The organism is Bradyrhizobium sp. P5_C12, from assembly GCF_054049735.1.
In genome coordinates this window covers 21,929-44,241 of sequence record NZ_JBFULU010000007.1, presented here as the reverse complement: position 1 = coordinate 44,241, position 22,313 = coordinate 21,929, and the positions used below count along the sequence as shown (strand labels likewise).

The window sequence follows — 22,313 nt, the reverse complement described above, 5'->3', positions numbered from 1 at the left end:
ATAGCGCCCGACAAGACGCGTAGGGCCGATCGCGCGGCGACCGGCCCTCTCTTGGTGCGTTTACTTACCCATGGTGGCGTGCATCGCCTTGTTCAGATGCGTGCCGCACGCACCCATTTTGCCGTTGAGCAGCGAATCCTGCGCAGCCGCGATCTCCTTCTGCGCGACGAACTTGCTGTCACCGTCAGCCATGTTCTCGATCGCGGTCTCGGTCTTCTCCAGATTGGCCGAGCTGCAGCCGCCAGTGGCGTGCTTGGCGGCCTGGGCCGGCGCGACGGCAAACGCGACGGCGGCAATTGCGATAACCCCGAGTAACTTCGTCATGATGTTACTTTCCTTCTCTTGTTCTTGAGACAGAACCGGCGACATTGCCGGAATCTGTGACATGACTTTCCTCCGGGCGCGGCAACTTGCCGCAATAAATTCCTCGCGAGAATTGCGTGATGTTGCGCGCGGCGCAGAGGCGCATGCGAAATTTCTGATTTTCATTACAGCCGTGTAATCAAAGTACACGTTTGGCGTGTGTGCACTGCATCAACGAGGCCTCACGGCCGCGGCTGTGGTTGAACCAGACCGCAGGCCTTGCCGCGCTCCCTCCTCCAAATTCCAATGACGCCCCAGTTTGGTGCGAATCGACGACGCCGCAATCGCCTGCGCTTGGCGAATCGGCCCCACGTAATATGAATTTATATTCATATCTACGATTCCTCTGCTCATGCGATTCGCGCATGCGAGACTTGGGCATAGACGCTGCCAGAGCGTCTTGCGGATGTTACGAGCGCAACATATTTCCACAACAGATGGAACCGCACACCCGGTGATAAACCCGTGATTTCACGGATGCTTACCGTGGGTTCCGATGGTTTCCGCCCAGCCGTTGGGCGCACCTGCCACCAAGTTAATCGTCCGTTACCGATGCCATGCACCCATCGCTTAGCTGCATCGCAACATCGGAACTTCCGCACTGCAACACTCCCATCTATATTCATTTCAACGATGACACCCGGGCAAGGGTTGAATCGAACTACAGGAGACTACCAATGCTGCTCTCGCTCATCCGCATGATCCAGGCTTTCCGGGACTATCAGCGCAATGTTGCCGAGCTGTCCCAACTCAGCGATCGCGAACTGGCCGACATCGGCCTCGATCGCTCGGACATCCCGCGCGTTGCCGCCGGTCAGTATCAGGGCTGATATCGTTCAGCCCTCACCGGACGAACCGATAGCGCCCGCCTCGTGCGGGCGTTGTCGCATCTGAAGGCAGAAAACTCGATCTCGGCGATTCCACTGACCGCCGAAAAGCGCTACCTGTCCCGCCCATGACAGGACCCCAATCCAACACCGTGCACGTGATCGGCGCAGGCCTTGCCGGCTCCGAGGCCGCCTGGCAGGTGGCCAAATCAGGCGTGCCCGTGGTGCTGCACGAGATGCGGCCGACCCGCRTGACCGAGGCGCACCGCACCGACGGGCTCGCCGAGCTCGTCTGCTCCAATTCGTTCCGCTCGGACGATGCCGCCAACAACGCCGTGGGCCTGCTGCACGCGGAAATGCGCCGCCTCGGCTCGCTGATCATGCGCGCGGCCGACGCCAACCAGGTGCCCGCCGGTGGCGCGCTGGCGGTCGACCGCGACGGCTTTTCGGCTGCCGTCACCAAGGCGCTCAACGACCATCCGCTTATCGAGATTGCCCGTGGCGAGATTGCCGGCCTGCCGCCCGCCGATTGGGGCAATGTCATCGTTGCGACCGGCCCCCTCACCTCCGCCCCGCTCGCCGACGCCATCCGCGAACTGACCGACGAGAACGCGCTCGCCTTCTTCGATGCGATCGCACCGATCGTGCACCGTGAGTCCATCGACATGTCGGTGGCCTGGTTCCAGTCGCGTTACGACAAGGTCGGCCCCGGCGGCACCGGCGCCGACTATATCAACTGCCCGATGACCAAGGAGCAGTATGACGGCTTCGTCGCCGCGCTCATTGCCGGCGAGAAGACCGAGTTCAAGGAATGGGAGACCAACACGCCCTATTTCGACGGCTGTCTGCCGATCGAGGTGATGGCGGAGCGCGGTCCCGAGACCTTGCGCCACGGCCCGATGAAGCCGGTCGGCCTCACCAACCCGCACGACCCGACGACGAAAGCCTACGCGATCGTGCAGCTGCGCCAGGACAACAAGCTCGGCACGCTCTACAACATCGTCGGCTTCCAGACGAAATTGAAGTACGGCGAGCAGCAGCGCATCTTCCGCACCATTCCGGGGCTGGAGAAAGCCGAATTCGCCCGGCTCGGTGGCCTGCATCGCAACACCTTCCTCAATTCGCCAAAGCTGCTCGACGGCCAGTTGCGCCTGCGCGCGCAGCCGCGGCTGCGCTTTGCCGGCCAGATGACGGGCTGCGAGGGCTATGTGGAATCCGCCAGCATCGGCCTGATCGCCGGCCTCTATGCGGCAGCGGACGCGCGCGGCGAGCAGCTTGCGAGCCCACCTGGCACAACGGCCCTGGGATCGCTGCTCGGCCACATCACCGGCGGCCATATCGAAACCATCGAACCGGGCACGCGCTCGTTCCAGCCGATGAACATCAATTTCGGCCTGTTCCCGCCGCTCGCCAGCGCGCCGACGAAGAAGCCGGACGGAAGCCGCCTGCGCGGCAACGAAAAGACGGTGGCCAAGAAGCAGGCGATGAGCGCATTGGCGCTCGCCGATCTCGATCGCTGGATCGCCGATCACCTGCGCATCGCCGCAGCAGCGTGAGTTGTCGATGAACCTCCCCAAGGACGACGCCGCAGTGCTCTCGGCGCGCTGGACTGAGGGCGTGCTGCTGAAGCGCGACGTGTTCTCGACCGTCGAGCGCGGCCGCTTCCGCGGCGACGATGGCGAGGTCGACGCGGTGCTGCGCCGGCTCGACGAGGTGCCGTGGTGGTCGTTCCTGCTGGCGCGCCATCTGTTCGCGCGCGAGAAGCATGCGCTGGCTCTCGCAAAGGGGCTGAACGTCGGCCCCGAACTGCTGTGGGCCGGCCGCCGCGCGCTGGCGCGCGGCTTCGTCGACGGCGTCGCGCTGCATCTGGCCAAGCCGCATGGCGACCTCGCCTATTTCCGCTCGGCCAAGGACGCGCTGCGCCGGCTGCGCCGCGCCGGCATCTGCCACAACGATCTTGCGAAGGAACAGAACTGGCTGGTCGGCCGCGACGGGCGCGCCTATGTGACCGACTTCCAGCTCGCCGCCTGCTTCGCGCGGCGCGGCCGGCTCTATCGCATCCTCGCCTATGAAGACCTCCGGCACCTGCTCAAGCACAAGCGCTCCTATGCGCCCGAGGCGCTGACGCCGCGCGAGCGCAAGATCCTCGCGAAAAAATCCTTCGCCGCAAGCCTGTGGCTTGCCACCGGCAAGAAGGTCTATCGCGCGATCACGCGCGGCCTGTTCAATTTCACCGACCGCGAAGGCGGCGGCCGCAGGCTCGTCAACGACGCGCCGGTGCTCGCCGATCTGATCCGCAAGAATCCGGCCGTGCGCGACACCGCCATCGTCGCCTTTGCCGACCGCCGTTCGGGCGTCGGGCTCTATGCGTTCGTGGAAGGCGATCAGGCCGCGCTCGAAGGCCAGCTCCGCAGCGAACTGACCGCAGCGAAGGGACCAAAGCCGCCAGAGCACATCCAGATCGTGCATGCGCTGCCCCGCGATCCCAGCGGCAAGCCGCGCACCGAGATCCTGCAACTGGTCGCCATGAACCAGCTCGACCTGATCGAGCCGATGATGAAGAGCGACCAGGACCGCGCCTTCCTCAAGGACATCCTGGAACAGCGCAAGAACCTGCGCGACCGCTTCAATTTCGAGGCGGACCTGCCAACGAGCTAGCCCGGAAGACCGTGCCTTGAAGCGTCCACATTGGCGGCGGAGAAGCGGCCGGGTGGAACCCTGGTTTGGTGAGCGATGATGATTTGGGGGCTGATGACGCGTCGGATGGCCGGCAGGGCAATCGCCGGCCTTCTGCTGCTGGTTGTCACGCCTGCTCTGGCCGACTCCCCGGCCGAACTGATCTCGAGCTTCCGCCTCAAGCACGGTGAGGTCCGCGTCGTGCGCGACACGACCCTCGACCGCATCGCGATGGACCAGGCGCGCGCAATGGCCGCGAAGGACGATCTCAGTCACGATGCCCTCGGCCCGTTCAACAGGCGCGTCGCACCGGCCGGCGCCGGGCGTGCCGCCGAGAACATCGCCTACGGTTACGACAATTTCGAGAAGACCCTCGGCCAGTGGATCGATTCCTCCGGGCACCGCAAGAACCTGCTGCTGCACAATGCCTCCCGGGTCGGGATCGCGAGCGCCAAGAATGCGAGCGGCAAGCGCACCTATTGGGCCATGGTGATCGCGGGCGATTACGAGCCGAAGCGGGGCAAGGGCAAGAAAGACAAGGAGCCGCTGGTCGCCGTGAAGCGCGAGGCCCCGCCCGCAAGCAAGCCCAAATCCAGCAGCTGCCACATCAAGCTGCTTGGCCTCTGCATCTGAGGCGAGACGCCGCGCGGGAAGCGCTGTTGCCTGCGTTTCTCTGGCCAGCCAATATGGTCGCGCCGCTGTCTTGGACCAACCCTGGGGCGATCAATGGCCAAAAAATACACAGCTCAATGCGCCTGTGGCGCCATCAAGTTCGAATTCAACACCGATCCGACCTTTATCGCGAACTGCCATTGCAACGATTGCAAGCGAGCGTCAGGCGGCGAGATGGCGACCTTCTTCGCCGTGCCGGAGGATGACTTCACGCTTCTCAGCGGCAAGCCGAAGGCCTTTCACTACATCGCCAATTCCGGCAAGGGCCTGGATCGAAATTTCTGTCCCGAATGCGGCTCGAGGGTCTTCAGCTCGAACCTCGACAGTTTTCCCAAGACGGTGTTCGTCCAATTGGGCAGCCTGGACCGGCCCGACCTGGTCGCGCCGAAGCTCGAGATGTTCACCGAGCGTCGCATGCAGTGGAACAAGCCCCTCAACCTGCCGCAGTTCGAAGAGATGCCGCACTGAACCGGCGATAGCGCGAGGACCGAGGTGCAGTTGATCGACATCGACCGAATACGTGCCGACACGCCAGCCGCCGCTCGGCTTGCGTACCTTCACAATGCAGGCGCGGCTCTGATGCCTGCTCCTGTGGTCGCGGCCATGAAGCGGCATATCGATCTGGAGAGTGAGATCGGGGGCTATGCCGCCTCCGACCGGGAGTCCGATCGGTTGCAAGCGGTGTACGGCTCGGTCGCCCGGTTGCTGAACGCCGCGCCGGACGAAATCGCCCTCATGGAGAACGCGACGGTTGCCTGGCAGATGGCGTTCTACGCGCTTCCGTTGCGCGAGGGCGACCGGATCCTGACCGCCGAGGCGGAATACGCCGCCAACTATGTCGCGTTTCTTCAGGTGGCCAAGCGCACGGGCGCAACGATCGACGTCGTGCCGAGCGATGCCAGCGGCGAACTCGACCTCCAGGCGCTCGACCGCATGATCGATGAGCACGTGAAACTCATCGCCATCACCTGGGTTCCGACCAATGGCGGGCTGGTCAATCCGGCGGCGGCGGTCGGGAAGATCGCGCGAGCACGGGGCATTCCCTATCTGCTCGACGCCTGTCAGGCGGCTGGACAGATGGCGGTCGATGTCGAAGCCATCGGCTGTGACATGCTGTCAGCGACGGGGCGCAAATTCCTGCGCGGCCCGCGCGGCACCGGCTTTCTTTACGTGCGGCGAGCGATGCTGCAACAGCTCGAGCCGCCGATGATCGATCACTTCGCGGCGCCCTGGGTCTCCCGAGATGAATACCGGCTCCGCGACGATGCGCGTCGCTTCGAGACCTGGGAGAACAATTACGCAGCCCGACTCGGCCTCGGCGCCGCCATCGATTACGCCCTCGACATCGGAATGGGCGCGATCGAACAGCGCTGCCGCACACTCGCGGACCGTCTTCGCGGCGGCCTCGCTTCCATTCGCGGCATCAGGATTCGCGACCTCGGACGCGCGCCGGGGGCCATCGTCAGCTTCACGATGGAGGGCCATGAGGCGGAAGCCATAGTCGGCAGCGCGGCTGCCGCCGGCATCACGATCGGTGCCTCGTACCCGTCGAGCACCCGCATCGATGCCGAAGTCCGCGCGCTGCCTCCGGTGGTGCGCGCCTCGCCGCATTACTACAACACGGAAGCCGAGATCGATCGGCTGATCGGCCACCTCGCCGGTTTGACGCCGCGATAGCACGCGGATACGCGTCGCTCAGGTACAGCGCGCGCTCAATCCGGATGCGCCGAGCCTGGCCATGACCTCGTCGAGATGCGCGCTGTCGCGGGTCTCGATGACCAGTTGCAGCAGCGTCGCCTTGGCCGGCAGGTCCGAGAACGTCCGCTGGTGCGAGACCTCGATGATGTTGGCGCCGGCCTCGGCCAGCAGCGCCGCCACCGCCGCCAATTGCCCGGGCCGGTCGGGGATATCGAGCGACAACTGGGTCAGCCGTCCCTCGCGCGCAAGCTCGCGGGTCAGGACCGAGGCAATCAGCCTCGTGTCGATGTTGCCGCCGCTCAGCACCAGCCCGACCTTCTGCCCGGCAAGGCGTGACGGGTCGGACATCAGCGCGGCGAGGCCGGCGGCGCCGGCGCCCTCGACGACCGTCTTCTCGATCGAGATCAGGGTCGCAACCGCACGCTCGAGCTCGGCTTCGTTGACGAGCGCGATGTCGTCGACGAGGCGGCGGACGATCTCGGTCGTGATCTTGCCGGGCGATTTGACCGCGATGCCTTCGGCCAGGGTATCGCCGCGCGCCGGCAGGTTGCCGCCATGGATGGCGTTGTACATCGAGGGATAGAGCCAGGCTTCAACGCCCAATATGCGCAATGACGGCTTCATCGATTTCGCGGCGATGGCGATACCGCTGATCAGGCCGCCGCCGCCGATCGGAACCACCAGGGTATCCAGCTCGGGCACAGCCTTCAGCATCTCCAGCCCGACCGTGCCCTGCCCGGCGATGACAAGCGGATCGTCGTAGGGATGGACGAAGATCATGCCGCGGGTTTCGCCGTGGCTGCGCGCGAATGCGGCCGCCTCTTCCAGTGTCGCGCCGGTGACCACCACCTCGGCGCCGTGGTGCCTGGTGTTCTCGACCTTCACCATCGGCGTGCCGACCGGCATGATGATGGTGGCGGGAATGCCGAGCCGCTTGGCGTGATAGGCGACGCCCTGCGCATGGTTTCCCGCCGACATCGCGATCACGCCGCGCGCACGCTCCTCGGCCGACAGCGCCGTCAACCGGTTGAGCGCGCCCCGCTCCTTGAACGAGGACGTGAACTGGAGGTTCTCGAATTTGAGCCAGATGTCGCAGCCGCAGATGCTGCTCAGCGTGCGGCTGTAGCCGCAGGGGGTCTCGACGACCGCGCCCCGGATCGTCTCGGCGGCAGCGTGAATGTCGCTAGGTGCGACCGGAAAGCCGGTCAGATCGATGGACACGGTTTGGGACAAGTCAGCCATAGGACAGCATAGAGCATTTGGCCGATGCAGGCGATAAGCCAACCGCTATTTGGTAAATTCCCGCGATCGCGAAGCCCGCCACAGCGTCCATAAGGTGCGCAAGCGCGATGCCGGCTGCGGCGCGAAGGGATCGCGCCCCGGCCGCGACAGCCGCTTGAGGTCGGCCCGCGTCTGGCCCAGCGGCAGAAACGCGGACCGCGCCGGCGCCGGCACCTCCGCAAGCAACGATGAGGCCGTGGCCAGATGTTGCCGGGCTTCGCCCGCGAGCTGTTCCAGCACGGCACGCAGATTGGGCGTGTCCTTGCCGGCGAAGACATCCTCCATGCTGCAGCCATGGCTCGTCAGAAATTGCTGCGGCAGGAACAGTTGCCGGTGCGCGGCATCGCGCGGCAGGTTGGTGACGATCTGCACGATGCCCTGGGCCAGCCCGGCATGCCTTGCCAGATGCTCGATGGCCGGCGAAGGCGGCGCCATGATCCGGGCTGCGAGCCCAAACAACGCCGAGCAGGTCGCGTCCAGATAGCCTTCCAGGGCCGCCATCGTCGGCATCGGATCGTTGTACAGATCGAACTGGTGCTCGTCGGCGAGCAACGACAATGGCTCGATCGGCAGGTCGAAATCGCGGATCGCGCGCAAGAGCTCTGCCGCCACCGGATTGCCCTCGGCGCTGCCATGGACATGGCCCGAGAGCATGTCGGTCCACCATTGCAGGCGGATTTCGCCGGGCAAGGGCTGGCTCACCAGATCGCGGACGCGGACGATCTCGACGTTGAAAGCGTAGAGCGCGAGCAGCGCGCGGCGCTCGGCAGCGGGCGCGAACAGCGTCGCGGCATAGCGCGGAAAGTCATGGCTGCGCACGATATCGGCGCAGAAGGCAACGGCATCGGATGGCGGCGCAGTGCTGTTCATGGCACGGCGATCAGCGCGGCCGCAACGCGGCGCCGTTCGCCGATCATGATGTTGTAGGTCCGCACGGCGGGACCGGTCTGCATCGTGTCCAGCACCACCCTCACCGCTTTCAGCGCCTGGCGCAGCGCCGGCGGCGGCAGCCAGACGCCGGTTCCGGTCCCGATCAGAAGCGTGTCGATGCTGTTGGCAGCCGTGAAGACCCGATCCAGCGAATAGCGGTCGATCTGGGCGGGATCCGTCACGTCCCAGGCCCAGATCGCGTCGGGCAGGCAGAGCAGCGAACCGCGATGCGACATGCCGGCAAAGGCGAAGCCGCCCTTGCCATAGGCTTCGATCGGCGCGGAGCGGGGGAAATGCGGAGCGTTGGGATCGCCGGCCATGAGACTTGTCCGAATGGGTCTATTGCCCTCGCAAACGCCTGCGAGGGCATGCGGTTCGGATCATGCCTTGCTTTTCTTCGCCGGCGGAGCCTCTTCTTTCGCATCCTCGCGATGCTCGCCGACGCCGAGATAGATCAGGATCGGCGCCGCGATGAAGATCGAGGTATAGGTGCCGACCAGCACCACGCCGAACATCATCACCGCGGTGAAGCTGTGGATGGCGTGGCCGCCGAACAGCAGCAGAGCCAGCAGTGCCAGCGTCACCGTGAAGTGGGTGATGATCGAGCGCGACAGCGTCGAGTTGATGGACTCGTTGAGCAGCTGCGGCATCGGCATCTTCTTGTAGCGCCGCAGCATTTCACGGATACGGTCGTAGATGACGACGGTGTCGTTGAGCGAATAGCCCAGAATGGTCAGAAGCGCCGCGATGCTGGTCAGGTCGAAATCGACCTGGCTGATCGACATGAATCCGATGGTCAACACGATGTCGTGCACGTTGGCGATCATGGCGCCGAGCGCGAATTGCCATTCGAACCGGAACCAGAGATAGATCAGGATCGCGACGATCGCGAGCATCAGGCCGAGCATGCCGTAGGCCAGAAGCTCGCCGGCCACGCGCGGACCGAGCACCTCGGTGCGCTGAATGTCGACGCTGTCGCCGAGCGCGCCACGAAGCTTCTGCAGGGCTTGCTGCTGTGCGGCATCGCCACCCGGTTGTTCCGCAACACGGATCAGGACGTTCTCGGGGCCGCCGAACTGCTGCAACTGGACTTCGCCCAGACCCAGGGCGTCGAGCGTGGTGCGCATCGCCGCGATGTCGGCGGTGCCGGACCTCGCCTTCACCTCCAGCAGCGTGCCGCCCTTGAAGTCGATACCGAGGTTCAGGCCGTGGGTAAAGAACAGCGTGATCGCGACGATCGACAGCACCGCCGAGATCGGGAAGCTGATGCGACGGAAGCGTGTGAAGTCGAAATGCGTATCGTCCGGGACGATGCGCAGCGACGGCAGCCAGCCGAACACCGAGACCACGGTGAGTACAGCAATGAGGATGCCGAGCCCGATGAGAACAATGTGAGTCACGGTCAGGCTCCTAGATCGGCACGCTCTGCGGCCGCTTCCACCGCACCCACCCGGCCACGATCAGCCGGGTCAGCGTGAAGGCGGTGAATACCGTGGTGATGATGCCGATGCCGAGCGTCACGGCGAAGCCGCGCACCGGGCCGGTGCCGATGTAGAACAGCACCGCGGCGGCAATGAAGGTGGTGATGTTGGAATCGAGGATGGTCGCGAGCGCCCGCTTGAAGCCGGCGTCGATCGCCGAGATCGCGTTGCGGCCGCCGCGCAGCTCCTCGCGGATACGCTCGTAGATCAGCACGTTGGAATCGACCGCGATGCCGACGGTGAGCACGATGCCGGCGATGCCGGGCAGCGTCAGCGTGGCGTTGAGCAGCGACAGCAGGCCGAAGATCATGGCGACGTTGATCGCCACCGCGATGTTGGCGAACACGCCGAACAGCCGGTAGGTCAGCAGCATGAACACGACGACCAGGATCGAGCCGACATAGGCCGCAAGCTCGCCCTTCTCGATCGAGTCCTGGCCGAGGCCCGGACCGACGGTGCGCTCTTCGACAACCGTCAGCGGCGCCGGCAGCGCGCCGGCGCGCAGCAGGATCGCGAGATCGTTGGCCGATTGCACGGTGAAATTGCCGGAGATCTGGCCCTGACCGCCGGTGATCGGCTCGCGGATGACGGGAGCCGAGATCACCTTGTTGTCGAGGACGATCGCAAACGGCAGCCCCACGTTTTCCTGCGTGGCCTGCGAGAACTTGCGCGCGCCCGACGTGTTGAATTTGAAGCTGACGACCGGCTCGCCGGTGCGCTGGTCGAAGCTCGCCTGGGCGTCGGTCAGGTCGCCGCCGGCGACCAGCACCTGCTTCTTGACCACATAGGGCACGGGCGGCGGCGACGCGCTCATCAACAGCTCGGATTCCGGCGGCAGCCTGCCCTGCTGCGCCTGGTCCGGCGGCACGGAGGCATCGACCATGCGGAATTCCATCTTCGCGGTCTTGCCCAGCAACTCCTTCAGGCGGGTCGGGTCCTGAAGCCCGGGGACCTGCACCAGGATGCGGTCGGTGCCCTGGCGCTGGATGACGGGCTCGACGGTACCGAGCTCGTTGACGCGGCGCTCGACGATCTGGATCGATTGCTCGATGGTCTTGCGCATGCGCTCGATCATCGCGGCCTGCGGCACGCTGAGGCGGATCAGCCCGCCGCCGGCATCGGTCACGTCAAGGTCGCGTTGACCGCTGGAGCCCAAGAGACCGCCCAGCGGCTGGGCCATCTCGCGCAGCTTGGTCAGCGCGGTCGGCACGTCGGATTCCTTGGTAATGCGAACCTCGACGGCGTCGTTGCGTACCGTGAGACCGCCGGTAAAGCCGATCTTGTTGTCGCGCAGCACCCGACGCCCCTCGTCGCGGATCTGGTCGAGCCTCTCCTTCTTCACGTAGTTGGCGTCAACCTCGAGCAGCAAATAGGAGCCGCCCTGAAGGTCGAGGCCGAGCACGAGCCGGCGCTGCGCCCAGGCGGGCCAGGTCTTCACCTGCGCCTCGGGAAAGAAGTTCGGGACCGCGCAGAGGCACACGATCAGCGCCGTCAGGATAATCCCGAGCGCCCTCCACCGCGTGAAATACAACATCGACTGGACCTGTCAGATCAGGAGACTTGCAGGAAGACTTGAGAGACTCGCGGAAGCACTCACTTCGACGCGGCGTCGTCCTTGGCGGTTTCCTTCGCGCCATCCTTGGATTCCTTCGCCGGTTCGCCCTTGGCGCGGACGCCGGAGATCATCTGGCGCATTTGCCGCACGCGCACGCCGTCGGAAATCTCGAACTCGATCTGGTCGTCATCGACGACCTTGGTGACCTTGCCGACGAGGCCGCCAGAGGTCACGACGGTGTCGCCGCGGCGGATGTTCTTCACGAGCTCGGCGTGATCCTTCACCTTCTTCTGCTGCGGGCGCAGAATCAGGAAGTACATGATCACGAAGATCAGGGCGAACGGCAGCAGCGACATCAACATGCTGTTGGTGTCGCCGGCGCCCGCGGCCTGGGCATACGCAGGGGTAATCAGCATTCGGACGATCCTCGTGGAAACGGGGGAAAGCCGGTCAGGCCCTCAAAGGCGACCGGTTCGGTCAAATTCGCGCGGACTATAGCGGCCACCGCCCCAATTGCAACGCTGCCAGACCGTCGATTTGGCCACCTTGCGGCGCGCCTCCCGGCCCGATAAGGCTGCATTCTCAGGAACTTCGGACATGCCCAGAAAACCAAGCAAAAGCCCGGCCGGCAAAGGCCCCATTACCCCTGCCAGGAAGCCTGCCCGGGTCGCGGCAAAACGCCCCAAGGCAGCTTCCAAGGCTGCCCCCGACCTCTCCCAGGAGCGCGTCGTCCGCGCGCTGGAGACCATTGCGGCGCACCTCTCCGCCCAGGGGAAGCCGGCCGCAGCGCCCGAATCGTTCGAGCGGGCGGATGCCTTTGTCTGGCACCCGGATGGCCGCCTGTCGGCGGTGCCGCGGGTCAGCCGCGTCGAGCTGTTCCTGTTGAAGGGCGTCGACCGGGTGCGCGACATCCTGATCGAGAACACCGAGCGCTTCGCTGGCGGCCTGCCCGCCAACAATGCGCTGCTCTGGGGCGCGCGCGGCATGGGCAAGTCGTCGCTGGTGAAGGCGGCCCATGCCAGCATCAATGCGGAGCGCAAACCGGCGGACAAGCTCAAGCTGATCGAGATCCACCGCGAGGACATCGAGAGCCTGCCGGCGCTGATGGAGCAGTTGCGGGCGTCCTCGTTCCGCTTCATCGTGTTCTGCGACGACCTCTCCTTCGACGGCAATGACGCCTCGTACAAATCGCTCAAGGCGGTGCTCGAAGGCGGCATCGAGGGCCGGCCCGAGAACGTCATCCTCTACGCCACCTCCAACCGCCGCCACCTGCTCGCGCGCGAGATGATCGAGAACGAGCGCTCGACCGCGATCAATCCCGGCGAAGCGGTCGAAGAGAAAGTCTCGCTGTCGGATCGCTTCGGCCTCTGGCTCGGCTTCCACCGCTGCAGCCAGGACGAATATCTCGCAATGGTGCGCGGCTATTGCAGCCATTTCGGCGTCAAGGTCGACGACGAGGCGCTGGAGCGCGAGGCGCTGGAATGGTCGACGACGCGCGGCTCGCGCTCAGGCCGTGTCGCCTGGCAGTTCGTGCAGGAGCTCGCGGGCCGGCTGGGCGTGAAGCTGGCGGCGCCGTAGCGGTCGGATCGCAACCCACTTACGGCTGTCTTTCCCCGAAGGCGGGGAATCAAGGGCGCGTGCGCATAAAAACCGGTTATGGCGGCGTGTAGGGATCCGGGGTGCCAAGCTTGATCGGAGGGTACTTCTTGAAGCTCGCTTCCAGTGCTCCGATGATTCTCACCGCGGGATCGGCGACCCAGGAGTTTTGCGCGGCAACATCACGCTCCTCCTTCCGGTCGGTCAGTAGATTGATGATTCTCGGCAAGGGCAATTTCTGCGGCGTGGCGTACATCGTTTCCTGCCAGATCAAATGGACTTTCCAGTTTCGCCATTTGACGGCTGACAGCCGGTCGGCCACATAGGCGGGGAACCCTTCGCGGTTAGAGGTCTCCTGCTTGCCCAAAAAGAAATCTAGCTGATCCACGCCGTCAATCGCGCGATCCGTAGGGACCTCTGCGCCCCCGACCCGCGCAAGCGTCGTGAAGAGGTCGACGATGTGAACGATTTCGTTGCTGACGCGGCCCGCCGGCACCTTGCCGGGCCAGCGAATGATGAACGGTGCCCGCAGTGAACCTTCCATCGCCGTGAAGTAAGTTCCGCGCCAAGGTCCGCTGTCACCCTCCCAGGGGTTGGTCGCCTCCGGGCCATTATCGCTGGTGAATATCACAAGCGTGTCGTTTTCGATGCCTGCTTGCTTGATGGCATCGAGGATTTGCCCGGTGCGGTAGTCCATTTCGGCCAGGCAATCGGCCCAATCGCCGTTGCCGGTTCTGCCCGCGAACTCAAGATTTGGAAGCGTCGGCATGTGAACCTGCGCGAACGGAACGTAGGCATAGAACGGCTTGCCCGAGCTCGCGTTGCGCTTGATGAACTCCACCGCACGGCTGGTGATTTCCGCGTCCATGGTGCGGCGGCGATCCACATCCAGCACAGCGACCTGTCGAGGTTTATCGCCCTTGCGTGCTTCATAGATGTGTTGGGGGTGAACGACTTTCGCATCCCAGCCCTGCCTGTTCCCGACCGACGGCCACATGCTTTGTGTCTCGTCCAGGGACGGCCACATCGCCTCGTCATAAGTGCGCGGGATGCCGTACCACTCGTCGAACCCCTGATTGGTAGGCATCCGGTCTTCGGCGCTACCGAGATGCCATTTGCCCCACATCCCGGTCGCGTAGCCCTGCCCCGACAACAGCTCCGCAGTCGTGATCTCCCACTGTGTTAATCCGTCGGGGATGCCGCCGATCGGAACTTCGTACGTGCCGGAGCGGATGGCAAAGCGCCCCGTAAGCAGGGCCGAGCGGGACGGCGTACACTGCGCTTCAACATTGAAGTTGAGCAGACGCGTGCCCTCGCCGGCGAGCGCGTCAATGCGTGGCGTGGGCGCGCCGCGAAGGATACCGCCGCCATATATGCCCAGCTCGCCATAGCCCAGATTGTCCGTGAGCATGACGACAATGTTGGGCTTCTTAGGTTGCTGCGCTGCGGAAGGCGCGATCACAATCGCTATGGCGGCGACTGATGCCAACGAACCGAGCCAGATGGTTTTGCTCTTCGGCACGTTTTGCCCTCAGATCAATTGGCCACCTTCCGACCAAGCTCGGCACCAATCCCCTACGTGCCGCCAGAGCCGGTTGCCGGTTGATGCCTTTCTCCGGTTGATCCCCCTACTTCGTCACCCTGCGCGGGGTCGGCGCAACGGTGCTTTCAGGCGCGGCGGGCGAGATCGCAAAGGTCAGCCAGGTATTCCAGCCCGACGGCCGGTTCTCCGCTCCGAATTCGCCATATCCCTTTATGTTCAGATATCCCTGCATGCCGCCGACCGGAAAAAGATAGCCGAACTGCGGACCGATGCCGAAAACGCGCGACCTGAATCCGCCAAGGGCCGGCAGTCCGCCGGTATCGTTGGAGACCTGCTGATAGGCATAGCCGACCAGACCTACGAAGGCCTGCTTCGAGAGAAATTTCGACGCACCCCAATCGAAGTGGAAATCGACGCCGCTCTGAACCAGCGTGTCCGGGTTCTTGAAGTTGTACGTGAAGCCGCCGACGCCGGAGAATTCATATCCCGTCATCGGGTTGAGGTAAGTGTAACCCCCGCCTGCGTCGATGGCGCCATGACCGATGCCGATGTTGGAGAGGCGGCTGGGCTCATAGGCGCCGACTGGAATGTCGCCGGTCACGTAGGTCATGTAGTTGTGGACGCCGTCGTGCCACTTCATCGTGACCATGGGATAGAGGTCGCCGAACCCGGTGAGCGAGTCCGATATGGTTCCCGTGCGGGTCGCCGAAATCGGACCGAACCCGGTCGTCAGCGTGCCATCGAGGGTCGTGCTGTTTCGACCGTAAATGCCCGTGACACCGACGGACAATTGCCCGCCGAGGACCGGCGTCGCGAACGTATACGTCGGAGACAGAAACAGCAGGTCTGGCGGCGCTTTGAGATTTACGTTCAAGTCGACATTGACGTTCGGAGAGAAACGGCCAATCTGAACTTCTCGGGCCGCTGCGGCAGCACCGGAGGCGGACACACTGGTGTGGTAATAGATCGTCCCGAGGGACCAGCCTGGGGCGGTGGGTGCCGCTGCCAGACTGCCGAACAGCCCCGGGACCCAGAACGAGATGCCGCTCTCGTCGGCGCTCGCGATCTGCGGCGAAAACGTGAGAGCTGCAAACGCAATTGCGCCGAGCAGGGTCGGCTGAGAGGAACCCGCAAATCCCAACGTGCGCTTCATCTGCAATCTCCTAGCGGTTCGACGGATGCGTCGGGATTTGGCGGTCGCGAACACACTTTCCGTTTTAAGACCTGGTCCCGTCATGAGGCCTAAGCCTATCTCGAGACCGAAGGAATCGGAGTTTCGTCTACGGGCTGTCAGTAAGGCATGCTCCAGACGCGATGTCCGTTGTGAATTGGCCACATCCAAAAAATATAGTCGGGTGCTATGCCCGACAGCGTGCATAACGGCTGGCTGGCTGCGCACTGCATTCGCGCAGCCATGGGTCTTACGATTTCACCTCTCATCAAACGAAAAGATCCTCTTCCAGTCGTTCTTCATGTCCACAACGGTCCACCTGTTCGGCGCTGCAGCATCGAGAGCGACATCGAGCTTGCCGAAATGTGATTGGCGATCGTAGGCATATTCACGTTCCGCGTCGGTATGGTGGACGATCAGGCCGAACCGCGCGCCGCTGGTACCGAGCGTCGCCCATTGCAGCATTTCGAGGTCGCCATCGGAGTTACCGAATGCGGCGATCGGACGCCGGCCAATGTGGCTATTGATCCCGATCGGCTTGCCGGCCTTGTCGTCGATGAAATCGACCTCGGGCAAGCGAAATAGAACCGGTGTGCTGTCACGCATTTCATATCGGGTCTTGATTGACGATCCGACCACCTGCTCGGAAGGCACTCCATAAATCGTCTCGGTCCATGGCCGCATGAACTCGACGCCGCCACCTGACACGATAAAGGTCTTGAAGCCGTTGGCGCGGAGGTAAGCGAGCAATTCGAGCATAGGCTGATAAACGAGTTCGGTGTAGGGACGTTTGAAGCGGCCATCACGCGCGGTCGCAAGCCAGTCTGTGACGATCTTCTCAAATTCCGCTGTCGTCATGCCGGCGTGTGTCACAGCGATGATTTCGACCAGTCCTTTTTCACCGGAAGCCGCCAGCGCCTTCAGGTCGCCGTCCAGCACCGCTGCGAACGGCTGCTTGGTCTTCCAGTCCGGATGCATGGGTGCAAGAACCTTTACGCGATCGAGTGCGAAGGCCAGCTGAATATACATCGGCTGCTCGATCCAGAGCGTGCCGTCATTGTCGAAAGTTGCAACGCGTTGCTCGGACGGTACGAAATAAGGGCCGTTTTGCGTCGTGACGCGCGTGACGAAGTCGAGGATTGACGATTTGGTCGGACCGTCGTTCCAGGACGGGAGCGGATCGCGTTGTGCCTGTGCCACCGCGGAGGTGGAACGGAACGGGGCAGAGATCAAGGGAAGCAGCGCCAGCGACGAGAGCAGAATGCGGCGATCGATAACAGGAAGACGAACAGTCGGTTTCATGACGGGCTCCCTTCCGCTGCCAAGCGGGCGCACGGAAATTCGGCGCGCCCGCCATAAATCAGTCGAAGCCCTGGCGACTACCTAGTCATTGCCGCCCGAGCCGCCTCGATTTTCGCCTTCACGGCATCGAGGTTGAAGCTTGCGCCCTTTTGCATCGGCGGAAACTCGATCGCCGTCATCGCCAGCTTTTCCACCTGCTGCTGAACAAACACAAAGCGCCAGAATTCGTATTTGAACCAGTCGAAGTATTGCTGCGCGCCTTCTTTGCTCCCGTTATCGGGCCAGCCCGTGCGCTCGAACGGATCGAGGCGAAGGTTGGTGAGGTAGGGCACGTCAACCTTGGATTTTTCACCGAGCCAGCCCCTAGGCTGGTCAATGAAACGATACTTGAAGTCGTCGATGCGAACGGCACCGAGTTCGCTCTCTCCGAAGTAAAAGATTTCGTGCCGGTTCGACGGCCCCTTGCCGGTGATCATGTCCATCTGGTTATAGCCATCCAGATAGCACTTATAGGTCCTCTCACCGATCTGTTTGCCCTTCTTCAGCTCGTCTGCAATGTTTGGGTTACCGGCTGCCGCGAGGAAGGTCGGAAACCAGTCCAGACCTGAAATGATGCCGTTCTCGACCTTGCCGGCCGGCACCTTGCCCGGCCAACGGATCATGCAGGGTACACGGAAGCCACCTTCCATGACGGTACCCTTGCTCTGCGCGAAAGGCGTCTGTCCGCCATCGGGCCAGGTGAAGACCTCGGTTCCGTTGTCGGTGGTGAAGACGACGATGGTGTTGTCATCCACGCCCATATCCTTGAGCTTCTGCATCACGAGGCCGACGTCGTCATCGAGCTGCGCCATGCCGGCTTCATGTATCGACCAGCCGTTCTTGGAATTTCGTAGGGCCTGGTATTTGGGCGAGAGGTGGGTGACGATGTGCATCCGGGTCGGGTTGAGCCACAGGAAGAACGGCTTGTTGTCGGCCTTGGCCTTCTCGATGAACTTCAGCGCGAGATCGCGAATTTCGGCATCTACGGTTTCCATCCTCGGGGGATAAAGCGTCCCGGCATCCTCGATCCTCTGCTTGCCGACCTTTCCCCAGCGCGGATCGACGGTGGAATCGTCCACATCGGTCGCGTACGTATGGAGCATGTTGCGCGGACCGACGGTGTTCAGCAGATCCTGCGGGTAGTTCGGGTGCGCGGGGTCTTCCATGGCGTCGAGGTGATAGAGGTAACCGAAGAACTCGTCGAAGCCGTGCACCGTCGGCAGGAATTCATTCTTGTCGCCAAGGTGATTCTTGCCAAACTGGCCGGTGGCGTAGCCCATTCCCTTCAGCGCGGTGGCAATCGTCACCGCCTGCGCGGGTATGCCGATGGCTGCGCCGGCCTGGCCGACCGTGGTCATGCCGGTACGGATTGGCAGCTCACCGGTGATAAAGTTGGCGCGACCTGCCGTGCAACTCGCCTCGGCATAGTAATCGGTAAACAGCATGCCTTCAGCGGCGAGCTTGTCGAGATTGGGCGTCCGGCCAGCCATCAGGCCGCGGTGATAAGCGCCGATATTCCACATGCCGATGTCGTCACCCATGATGACGACGATGTTCGGCCGCTGCCCCGCTGGCGCGGGTGACGGTGTTAGCTGCTGCGCCTGCGCAGAACTTGTCAGCCCGACCGCGGAGAGTGCCGAAGCGGCGACAAGAGAACTCCCGCTCAGCAAGAGATCGCGGCGTTTCATTCCGCTGCCCGATTGCGGAGTGGCGTCGTGGGAATCGCCTGGCGGAAGCTTGTTGCTCATGACGCGCGCCTCTCTGTTGTGACGCAATTGGTTCTGTTTGCTTGATGCATCGGAAGCCGAAATGGCTTGTGGAGGTGCCGGCCGGCCCCGCGCGGGCCCTTATCGCTTTGCTCGCTATTCCGTCGGCGGGCGCCCGTGGGGCGCCCGCATCACCCGCAAGGATCCGAGTTACTGGCTCGGGTGCCCCTGACCCTTCTTGAGCTGTTCCATGACCTGATCCAGGTTGTAGCTCGCGGGATCCTGAAGGGGTGGGAACTCCTTGTAGGATTCCAGCTCCTTCAGCCACAGCACCTGCCCGATGGGCAGCAGGTTCCAGTCGTATATGTAAGCCGTGACCGGCCCGGCGAGCGCGCCGCTGAACCAGAAGCTCGCCTTTTTCTCATCGCCCCACGACGTCTCGAATGGATCGCGCTTGAGGTTGACCATGCCAGCTGCGAACTGGGTCTGGACTCCCGGGGAGAGGAAGCCCGTCGCGGTTTCGGGCGCGATCGCGAAATACATCTTCCAATTCTTGTAGCGCACAGCCGACGGATGGCTGCTGGAATAGTAGAAGAAGGTGTCGCGCGCCGACTTTTCCGAACGTCCGGAAAGGTACTCGGTCTGGTCGACGCCATCGAGCTTGGTCTTGACGATGCCCGGATAGGCGCCGGCCATGATCCGCTTGTTCAGAGCATCGCCCTTGGCTCCGCCCGCGATGTTGACAAGCGTGGGCAGCCAGTCGAGCGACGCGAAGATGTCGTTCTTGACCGTTCCAGGCTTGATGACGCCCGGCCAGCGAATGACACACGGAGCGCGCATGCCGCCTTCCCAGGTGTTCATCTTCGAGCCCTTGAACGGGGTCGTGCCGCCGTCCGGGTAGGTGAACGTCTCAGCACCGTTGTCGGTGGTGAACACGACGATCGTGTTGTCGAGCTGGCCCATGTCCTGGAGCTTCTTCAGCACGTAGCCGATGTTGTCATCCATCTGCTTCATGCCGGCTTCGTTGACGCCCCAGTCCTTGCCGCCGGGTTCGCCGACCATGGCCATGTACTTGTCGTTCAGCACGGTCGTGACGTGCATACGCGCCGGGTTGTACCAGACGAAGAAAGGCTTGCCCGTCGTCTTCGGGTCGTTGCGATCGATGAAGTCGATAACCTTGGCCGAAATTTCCTCGTCGACACCCTTCGATCGTTCGAGTGTCAGCGGGCCCTGATCGACGCACTGCTGAGTCCTGGATGTACCATCCGACTTGCACGACAGGACGTTGCGCGGAGGCGTCAGGCAAACGGTCGTTAGCGGATCGACCGCGCCCGGTACCTCCGGGATGCCTGGGATCGGCGTATTCTTGCATGGCGGAGCGACCGTCTGCTGGGTCGGGGACTTGTTGATGTCCGGGAAGCTCACGCCCTGCATCGCATCGAGATGATACAGGTAGCCCCAGTATTCCTGGAAACCATGCGCGGTCGGCAGTGCGTCGGTGTGATCGCCGAGATGGTTCTTGCCGAACTCGCCGGTGTTGTAGCCGAGATCGAGCAGGAATTTGGCGAGCGCCGGCGTACCGGGCCGCAGATAGGACGGGCTACCAGGCAGTTGCGGGGGGATCATGCCGGTGCGCAGCGGATTCATGCCGGTGAAAAAGGCATTGCGGCCGGCCGTGCAGCTCTGCTCGGCGTAATAGTGCATGAAGATCGCGCCTTCGTTGCCGATGCGATCGATGTTGGGCGTCTCGCCGACCATCAGGCCGCGGTGGTAGATGCTCGGCTGCATCCAGCCGATGTCGTCGCCCATGATGAAGAGGATATTGGGTTTCTGGGCCGGCTGTGCGGTTGCCGGCGTGCTGGCCGGCCCGGACAGCGACATCAACATCGTCGCGCCAAGCAGCGATGCGCAGGACCGCTTGTGCCAACTAGGTGTCTTGCATGGCTTGGCGGGCAATATGGTACGCAACATGGTTACGCTCCCTATTTATGATGCATCAAAGGCTCCTCGCCTGACGCACCGAAAGCCGAGATGACTCGTGGATGTGTCGACCGGCTCCGCATGCCGCGCAGCCGGCCTGTAGCGTCGGCAGTAATTCGGCGCGCACAAATGCGAGCCGCCTTTGATGACCTTCCGTGGAATTTTCACGTTGGTCGTTCTTGGGTCGTAGCTATCGGCCTCGCGGCCGCCGCGCGGGTTCTCTGGAATGCAACAGGCTTTTGCAGCGTCGGCTTCATGCCGAGGCGAATACCAGTCTGACGTCCATTCCCAGACGTTGCCGATCATATCGTGCAGCCCGTATCCGTTCGGCGGGAATGCGGTGACCGGCGATGTCCGTTCGTATCCATCGTCCCTGGTGTTCTGGCGTGGAAATTCGCCCTGCCAGGTGTTGGCCATGTGACGGCCCCCAGGCGCAAATTCATCTCCCCATGCGAACTCGGCGCCATCCAGCCCGCCGCGCGCCGCAAATTCCCATTCCGCTTCGGTCGGCAAATCCTTGCCAGCCCATCTTGCGTAGGCGAGCGCATCGCTGAAGGCCACATGCACCACGGGATGATCGTCCAGCCCACGGATGTCGCTGCCCGGCCCGTAGGGATGCCGCCAGTTCGCGCCTTTGGCGAAGGTCCACCATTGGCTGAAGTCCCGGAGACTGACCGGATGCGCGGGCGGAGCGAACATCAGCGAGCCCGCGTAGATCATATGCGGGAGAATTCCGGGATAGTCCTTTGGATCGGGCGCGATCTCGGCAACGGTGACGTGGCCGGTAGCCTTGGCGAACGCCTTGAATTGCCGGTTCGTCACTGGATGGCGATCCATCCAGAGCGCATCCACGGTGACGCGGTGGACCGGCGCTTCCTCCGGATAGTGCCGATCCGAACCCATGCGAAACGTGCCGCCCGGCACATACAGCATCCCCTCGCCTGCTGGATGCTGGTACGATTGTCCGGAATCAGGCGACGATTTCGTATCAGCCAGCTTCATGCCGATCTCCGGACCCGAGCGTCATTGGCGTGCGCTGCTACCGAAACGGAACGCCACTCTTCCAGGTTGATCTAGATCAAGGGTTCCAGGTCGGGACATTCACGACGGCGCTGGGTCACCAGCAAGCCCTGCCCTGTCCGCTGCGCCATCGAAACCGAAGCAGATTCAGAACATTGGGACATCGCACCGGCAGCCATCGGCTACTTTGCACGGGGTTGTTCTTCGATAATTTGATGGTCCGGTCACAAAAGCCTCAGGCCGAACCTGATCCCGCGACCAACGCGTTCCAGGCTCCGACACCGAACCTCGAATCCTACGCGACGAACTCAGCGATTTTGAATGGTTCGGGATTCAGAGAGCTTGCCGGAAAAGGAGCAAGCACAAACATTCCGCCGGAGCGAACTCGCATGAACGCGATCCGCTTCCGGCATTCGCCAAACTTTTATTAATCCGAATTTTACTGCGTGCTAATCTACGCCACAGTTCGCGGC

20 protein-coding genes are annotated in these 22,313 nt (G+C 63.1%); 7 read left to right on the top strand and 13 right to left on the bottom strand.

The genetic code is table 11. From position 1 onward, the window contains the following. Window positions 1-60: 60 nt before the first annotated feature. Window positions 61-387 (bottom strand): hypothetical protein, encoded by a 327-nt coding sequence (locus ACXJMY_RS08420; RefSeq protein ID WP_456618853.1) that lies wholly within the window; start codon window positions 385-387, stop codon window positions 61-63. Between the two features lie 653 nt (window positions 388-1,040). On the opposite strand from ACXJMY_RS08420, the gene ACXJMY_RS08415 reads away from it, so the two are divergent. From ACXJMY_RS08415 to ACXJMY_RS08390, 6 genes are all read left to right on the top strand, one after another. Continuing rightward, the gene (locus tag ACXJMY_RS08415) at window positions 1,041-1,193 is read left to right on the top strand and encodes a DUF1127 domain-containing protein (RefSeq protein ID WP_007590701.1); all 153 of its coding nucleotides are present in this window, start codon (window positions 1,041-1,043) and stop codon (window positions 1,191-1,193) included. 125 nt (window positions 1,194-1,318) lie between these two features. Continuing rightward, entirely contained in the window at window positions 1,319-2,746 is a 1,428-nt protein-coding gene (gene trmFO / locus ACXJMY_RS08410) for a methylenetetrahydrofolate--tRNA-(uracil(54)-C(5))-methyltransferase (FADH(2)-oxidizing) TrmFO (protein ID WP_456618852.1), read from the top strand. A gap of 7 nt (window positions 2,747-2,753) precedes the next feature. Further along, window positions 2,754-3,848, top strand: a complete 1,095-nt coding sequence (locus tag ACXJMY_RS08405; protein WP_456618851.1) for a serine/threonine protein kinase — start codon at window positions 2,754-2,756, stop codon at window positions 3,846-3,848. 75 nt (window positions 3,849-3,923) lie between these two features. Further along, a complete protein-coding gene (locus ACXJMY_RS08400) occupies window positions 3,924-4,499 on the top strand; it encodes a CAP domain-containing protein (RefSeq protein WP_456618850.1) in 576 nt (191 codons plus the stop codon). Between the two features lie 93 nt (window positions 4,500-4,592). Further along, window positions 4,593-5,006 (top strand): GFA family protein, encoded by a 414-nt coding sequence (locus ACXJMY_RS08395; protein ID WP_456618849.1) that lies wholly within the window; start codon window positions 4,593-4,595, stop codon window positions 5,004-5,006. 30 nt (window positions 5,007-5,036) lie between these two features. Next, complete coding sequence (locus ACXJMY_RS08390; RefSeq protein WP_456618848.1) at window positions 5,037-6,215, top strand: aminotransferase class V-fold PLP-dependent enzyme; 1,179 nt, start codon at window positions 5,037-5,039, stop codon at window positions 6,213-6,215. A gap of 18 nt (window positions 6,216-6,233) precedes the next feature. On the opposite strand, the gene ACXJMY_RS08385 is transcribed toward ACXJMY_RS08390, so the two are convergent. From ACXJMY_RS08385 to yajC, 6 genes are read right to left on the bottom strand one after another with little or no spacing between them, the layout of a single operon-like run. Next, window positions 6,234-7,478: a threonine ammonia-lyase gene (locus ACXJMY_RS08385; RefSeq protein ID WP_456618847.1), complete on the bottom strand. Its 1,245-nt coding sequence runs from the start codon at window positions 7,476-7,478 to the stop codon at window positions 6,234-6,236. A 45-nt stretch (window positions 7,479-7,523) separates the two neighbouring features. Continuing rightward, window positions 7,524-8,387 carry a phytoene/squalene synthase family protein gene (locus ACXJMY_RS08380; protein ID WP_456618846.1) on the bottom strand — a complete coding sequence of 288 codons (864 nt, stop codon included), beginning with the start codon at window positions 8,385-8,387 and terminating at the stop codon, window positions 7,524-7,526. Then, on the bottom strand, window positions 8,384-8,767 hold the full coding sequence (locus ACXJMY_RS08375) for an Mth938-like domain-containing protein (RefSeq protein WP_456618845.1): 384 nt from the start codon (window positions 8,765-8,767) through the stop codon (window positions 8,384-8,386). The genes ACXJMY_RS08380 and ACXJMY_RS08375 overlap by 4 nt, the downstream gene beginning before the upstream one ends. A gap of 60 nt (window positions 8,768-8,827) precedes the next feature. Further along, window positions 8,828-9,847 (bottom strand): protein translocase subunit SecF, encoded by a 1,020-nt coding sequence (gene secF, locus ACXJMY_RS08370; RefSeq protein WP_456618844.1) that lies wholly within the window; start codon window positions 9,845-9,847, stop codon window positions 8,828-8,830. A gap of 10 nt (window positions 9,848-9,857) precedes the next feature. Further along, window positions 9,858-11,462, bottom strand: a complete 1,605-nt coding sequence (gene secD, locus ACXJMY_RS08365) for a protein translocase subunit SecD (protein WP_456618843.1) — start codon at window positions 11,460-11,462, stop codon at window positions 9,858-9,860. Window positions 11,463-11,521: 59 nt separating this feature from the next. Next, on the bottom strand, window positions 11,522-11,899 hold the full coding sequence (gene yajC / locus ACXJMY_RS08360) for a preprotein translocase subunit YajC (RefSeq protein WP_456618842.1): 378 nt from the start codon (window positions 11,897-11,899) through the stop codon (window positions 11,522-11,524). A 181-nt stretch (window positions 11,900-12,080) separates the two neighbouring features. Here yajC and ACXJMY_RS08355 point away from each other — a divergent pair, with 181 nt between their 5' ends. Continuing rightward, window positions 12,081-13,061, top strand: a complete 981-nt coding sequence (locus tag ACXJMY_RS08355; protein WP_456618841.1) for an ATP-binding protein — start codon at window positions 12,081-12,083, stop codon at window positions 13,059-13,061. A gap of 76 nt (window positions 13,062-13,137) precedes the next feature. Here the strand turns inward: ACXJMY_RS08355 and ACXJMY_RS08350 are convergent, their stop codons facing one another. The 6 genes from ACXJMY_RS08350 to ACXJMY_RS08325 all read right to left on the bottom strand — a co-directional run bounded on the left by ACXJMY_RS08350 (window position 13,138) and on the right by ACXJMY_RS08325 (window position 21,822). Next, a complete protein-coding gene (locus tag ACXJMY_RS08350) occupies window positions 13,138-14,601 on the bottom strand; it encodes an arylsulfatase (RefSeq protein WP_456618840.1) in 1,464 nt (487 codons plus the stop codon). A gap of 106 nt (window positions 14,602-14,707) precedes the next feature. Then, the gene (locus tag ACXJMY_RS08345) at window positions 14,708-15,775 is read right to left on the bottom strand and encodes a SphA family protein (RefSeq protein WP_456618839.1); all 1,068 of its coding nucleotides are present in this window, start codon (window positions 15,773-15,775) and stop codon (window positions 14,708-14,710) included. Window positions 15,776-16,051: 276 nt separating this feature from the next. Then, window positions 16,052-17,095, bottom strand: a complete 1,044-nt coding sequence (locus ACXJMY_RS08340) for an HAD family hydrolase (RefSeq protein WP_456618838.1) — start codon at window positions 17,093-17,095, stop codon at window positions 16,052-16,054. A gap of 77 nt (window positions 17,096-17,172) precedes the next feature. Continuing rightward, window positions 17,173-18,822, bottom strand: a complete 1,650-nt coding sequence (locus ACXJMY_RS08335) for an arylsulfatase (RefSeq protein WP_456619080.1) — start codon at window positions 18,820-18,822, stop codon at window positions 17,173-17,175. Window positions 18,823-19,050: 228 nt separating this feature from the next. Beyond that, on the bottom strand, window positions 19,051-20,721 hold the full coding sequence (locus ACXJMY_RS08330) for an arylsulfatase (RefSeq protein ID WP_456619079.1): 1,671 nt from the start codon (window positions 20,719-20,721) through the stop codon (window positions 19,051-19,053). Between the two features lie 105 nt (window positions 20,722-20,826). Beyond that, the gene (locus ACXJMY_RS08325; protein ID WP_456618837.1) at window positions 20,827-21,822 is read right to left on the bottom strand and encodes a formylglycine-generating enzyme family protein; all 996 of its coding nucleotides are present in this window, start codon (window positions 21,820-21,822) and stop codon (window positions 20,827-20,829) included. Window positions 21,823-22,313 lie beyond the last annotated feature (491 nt).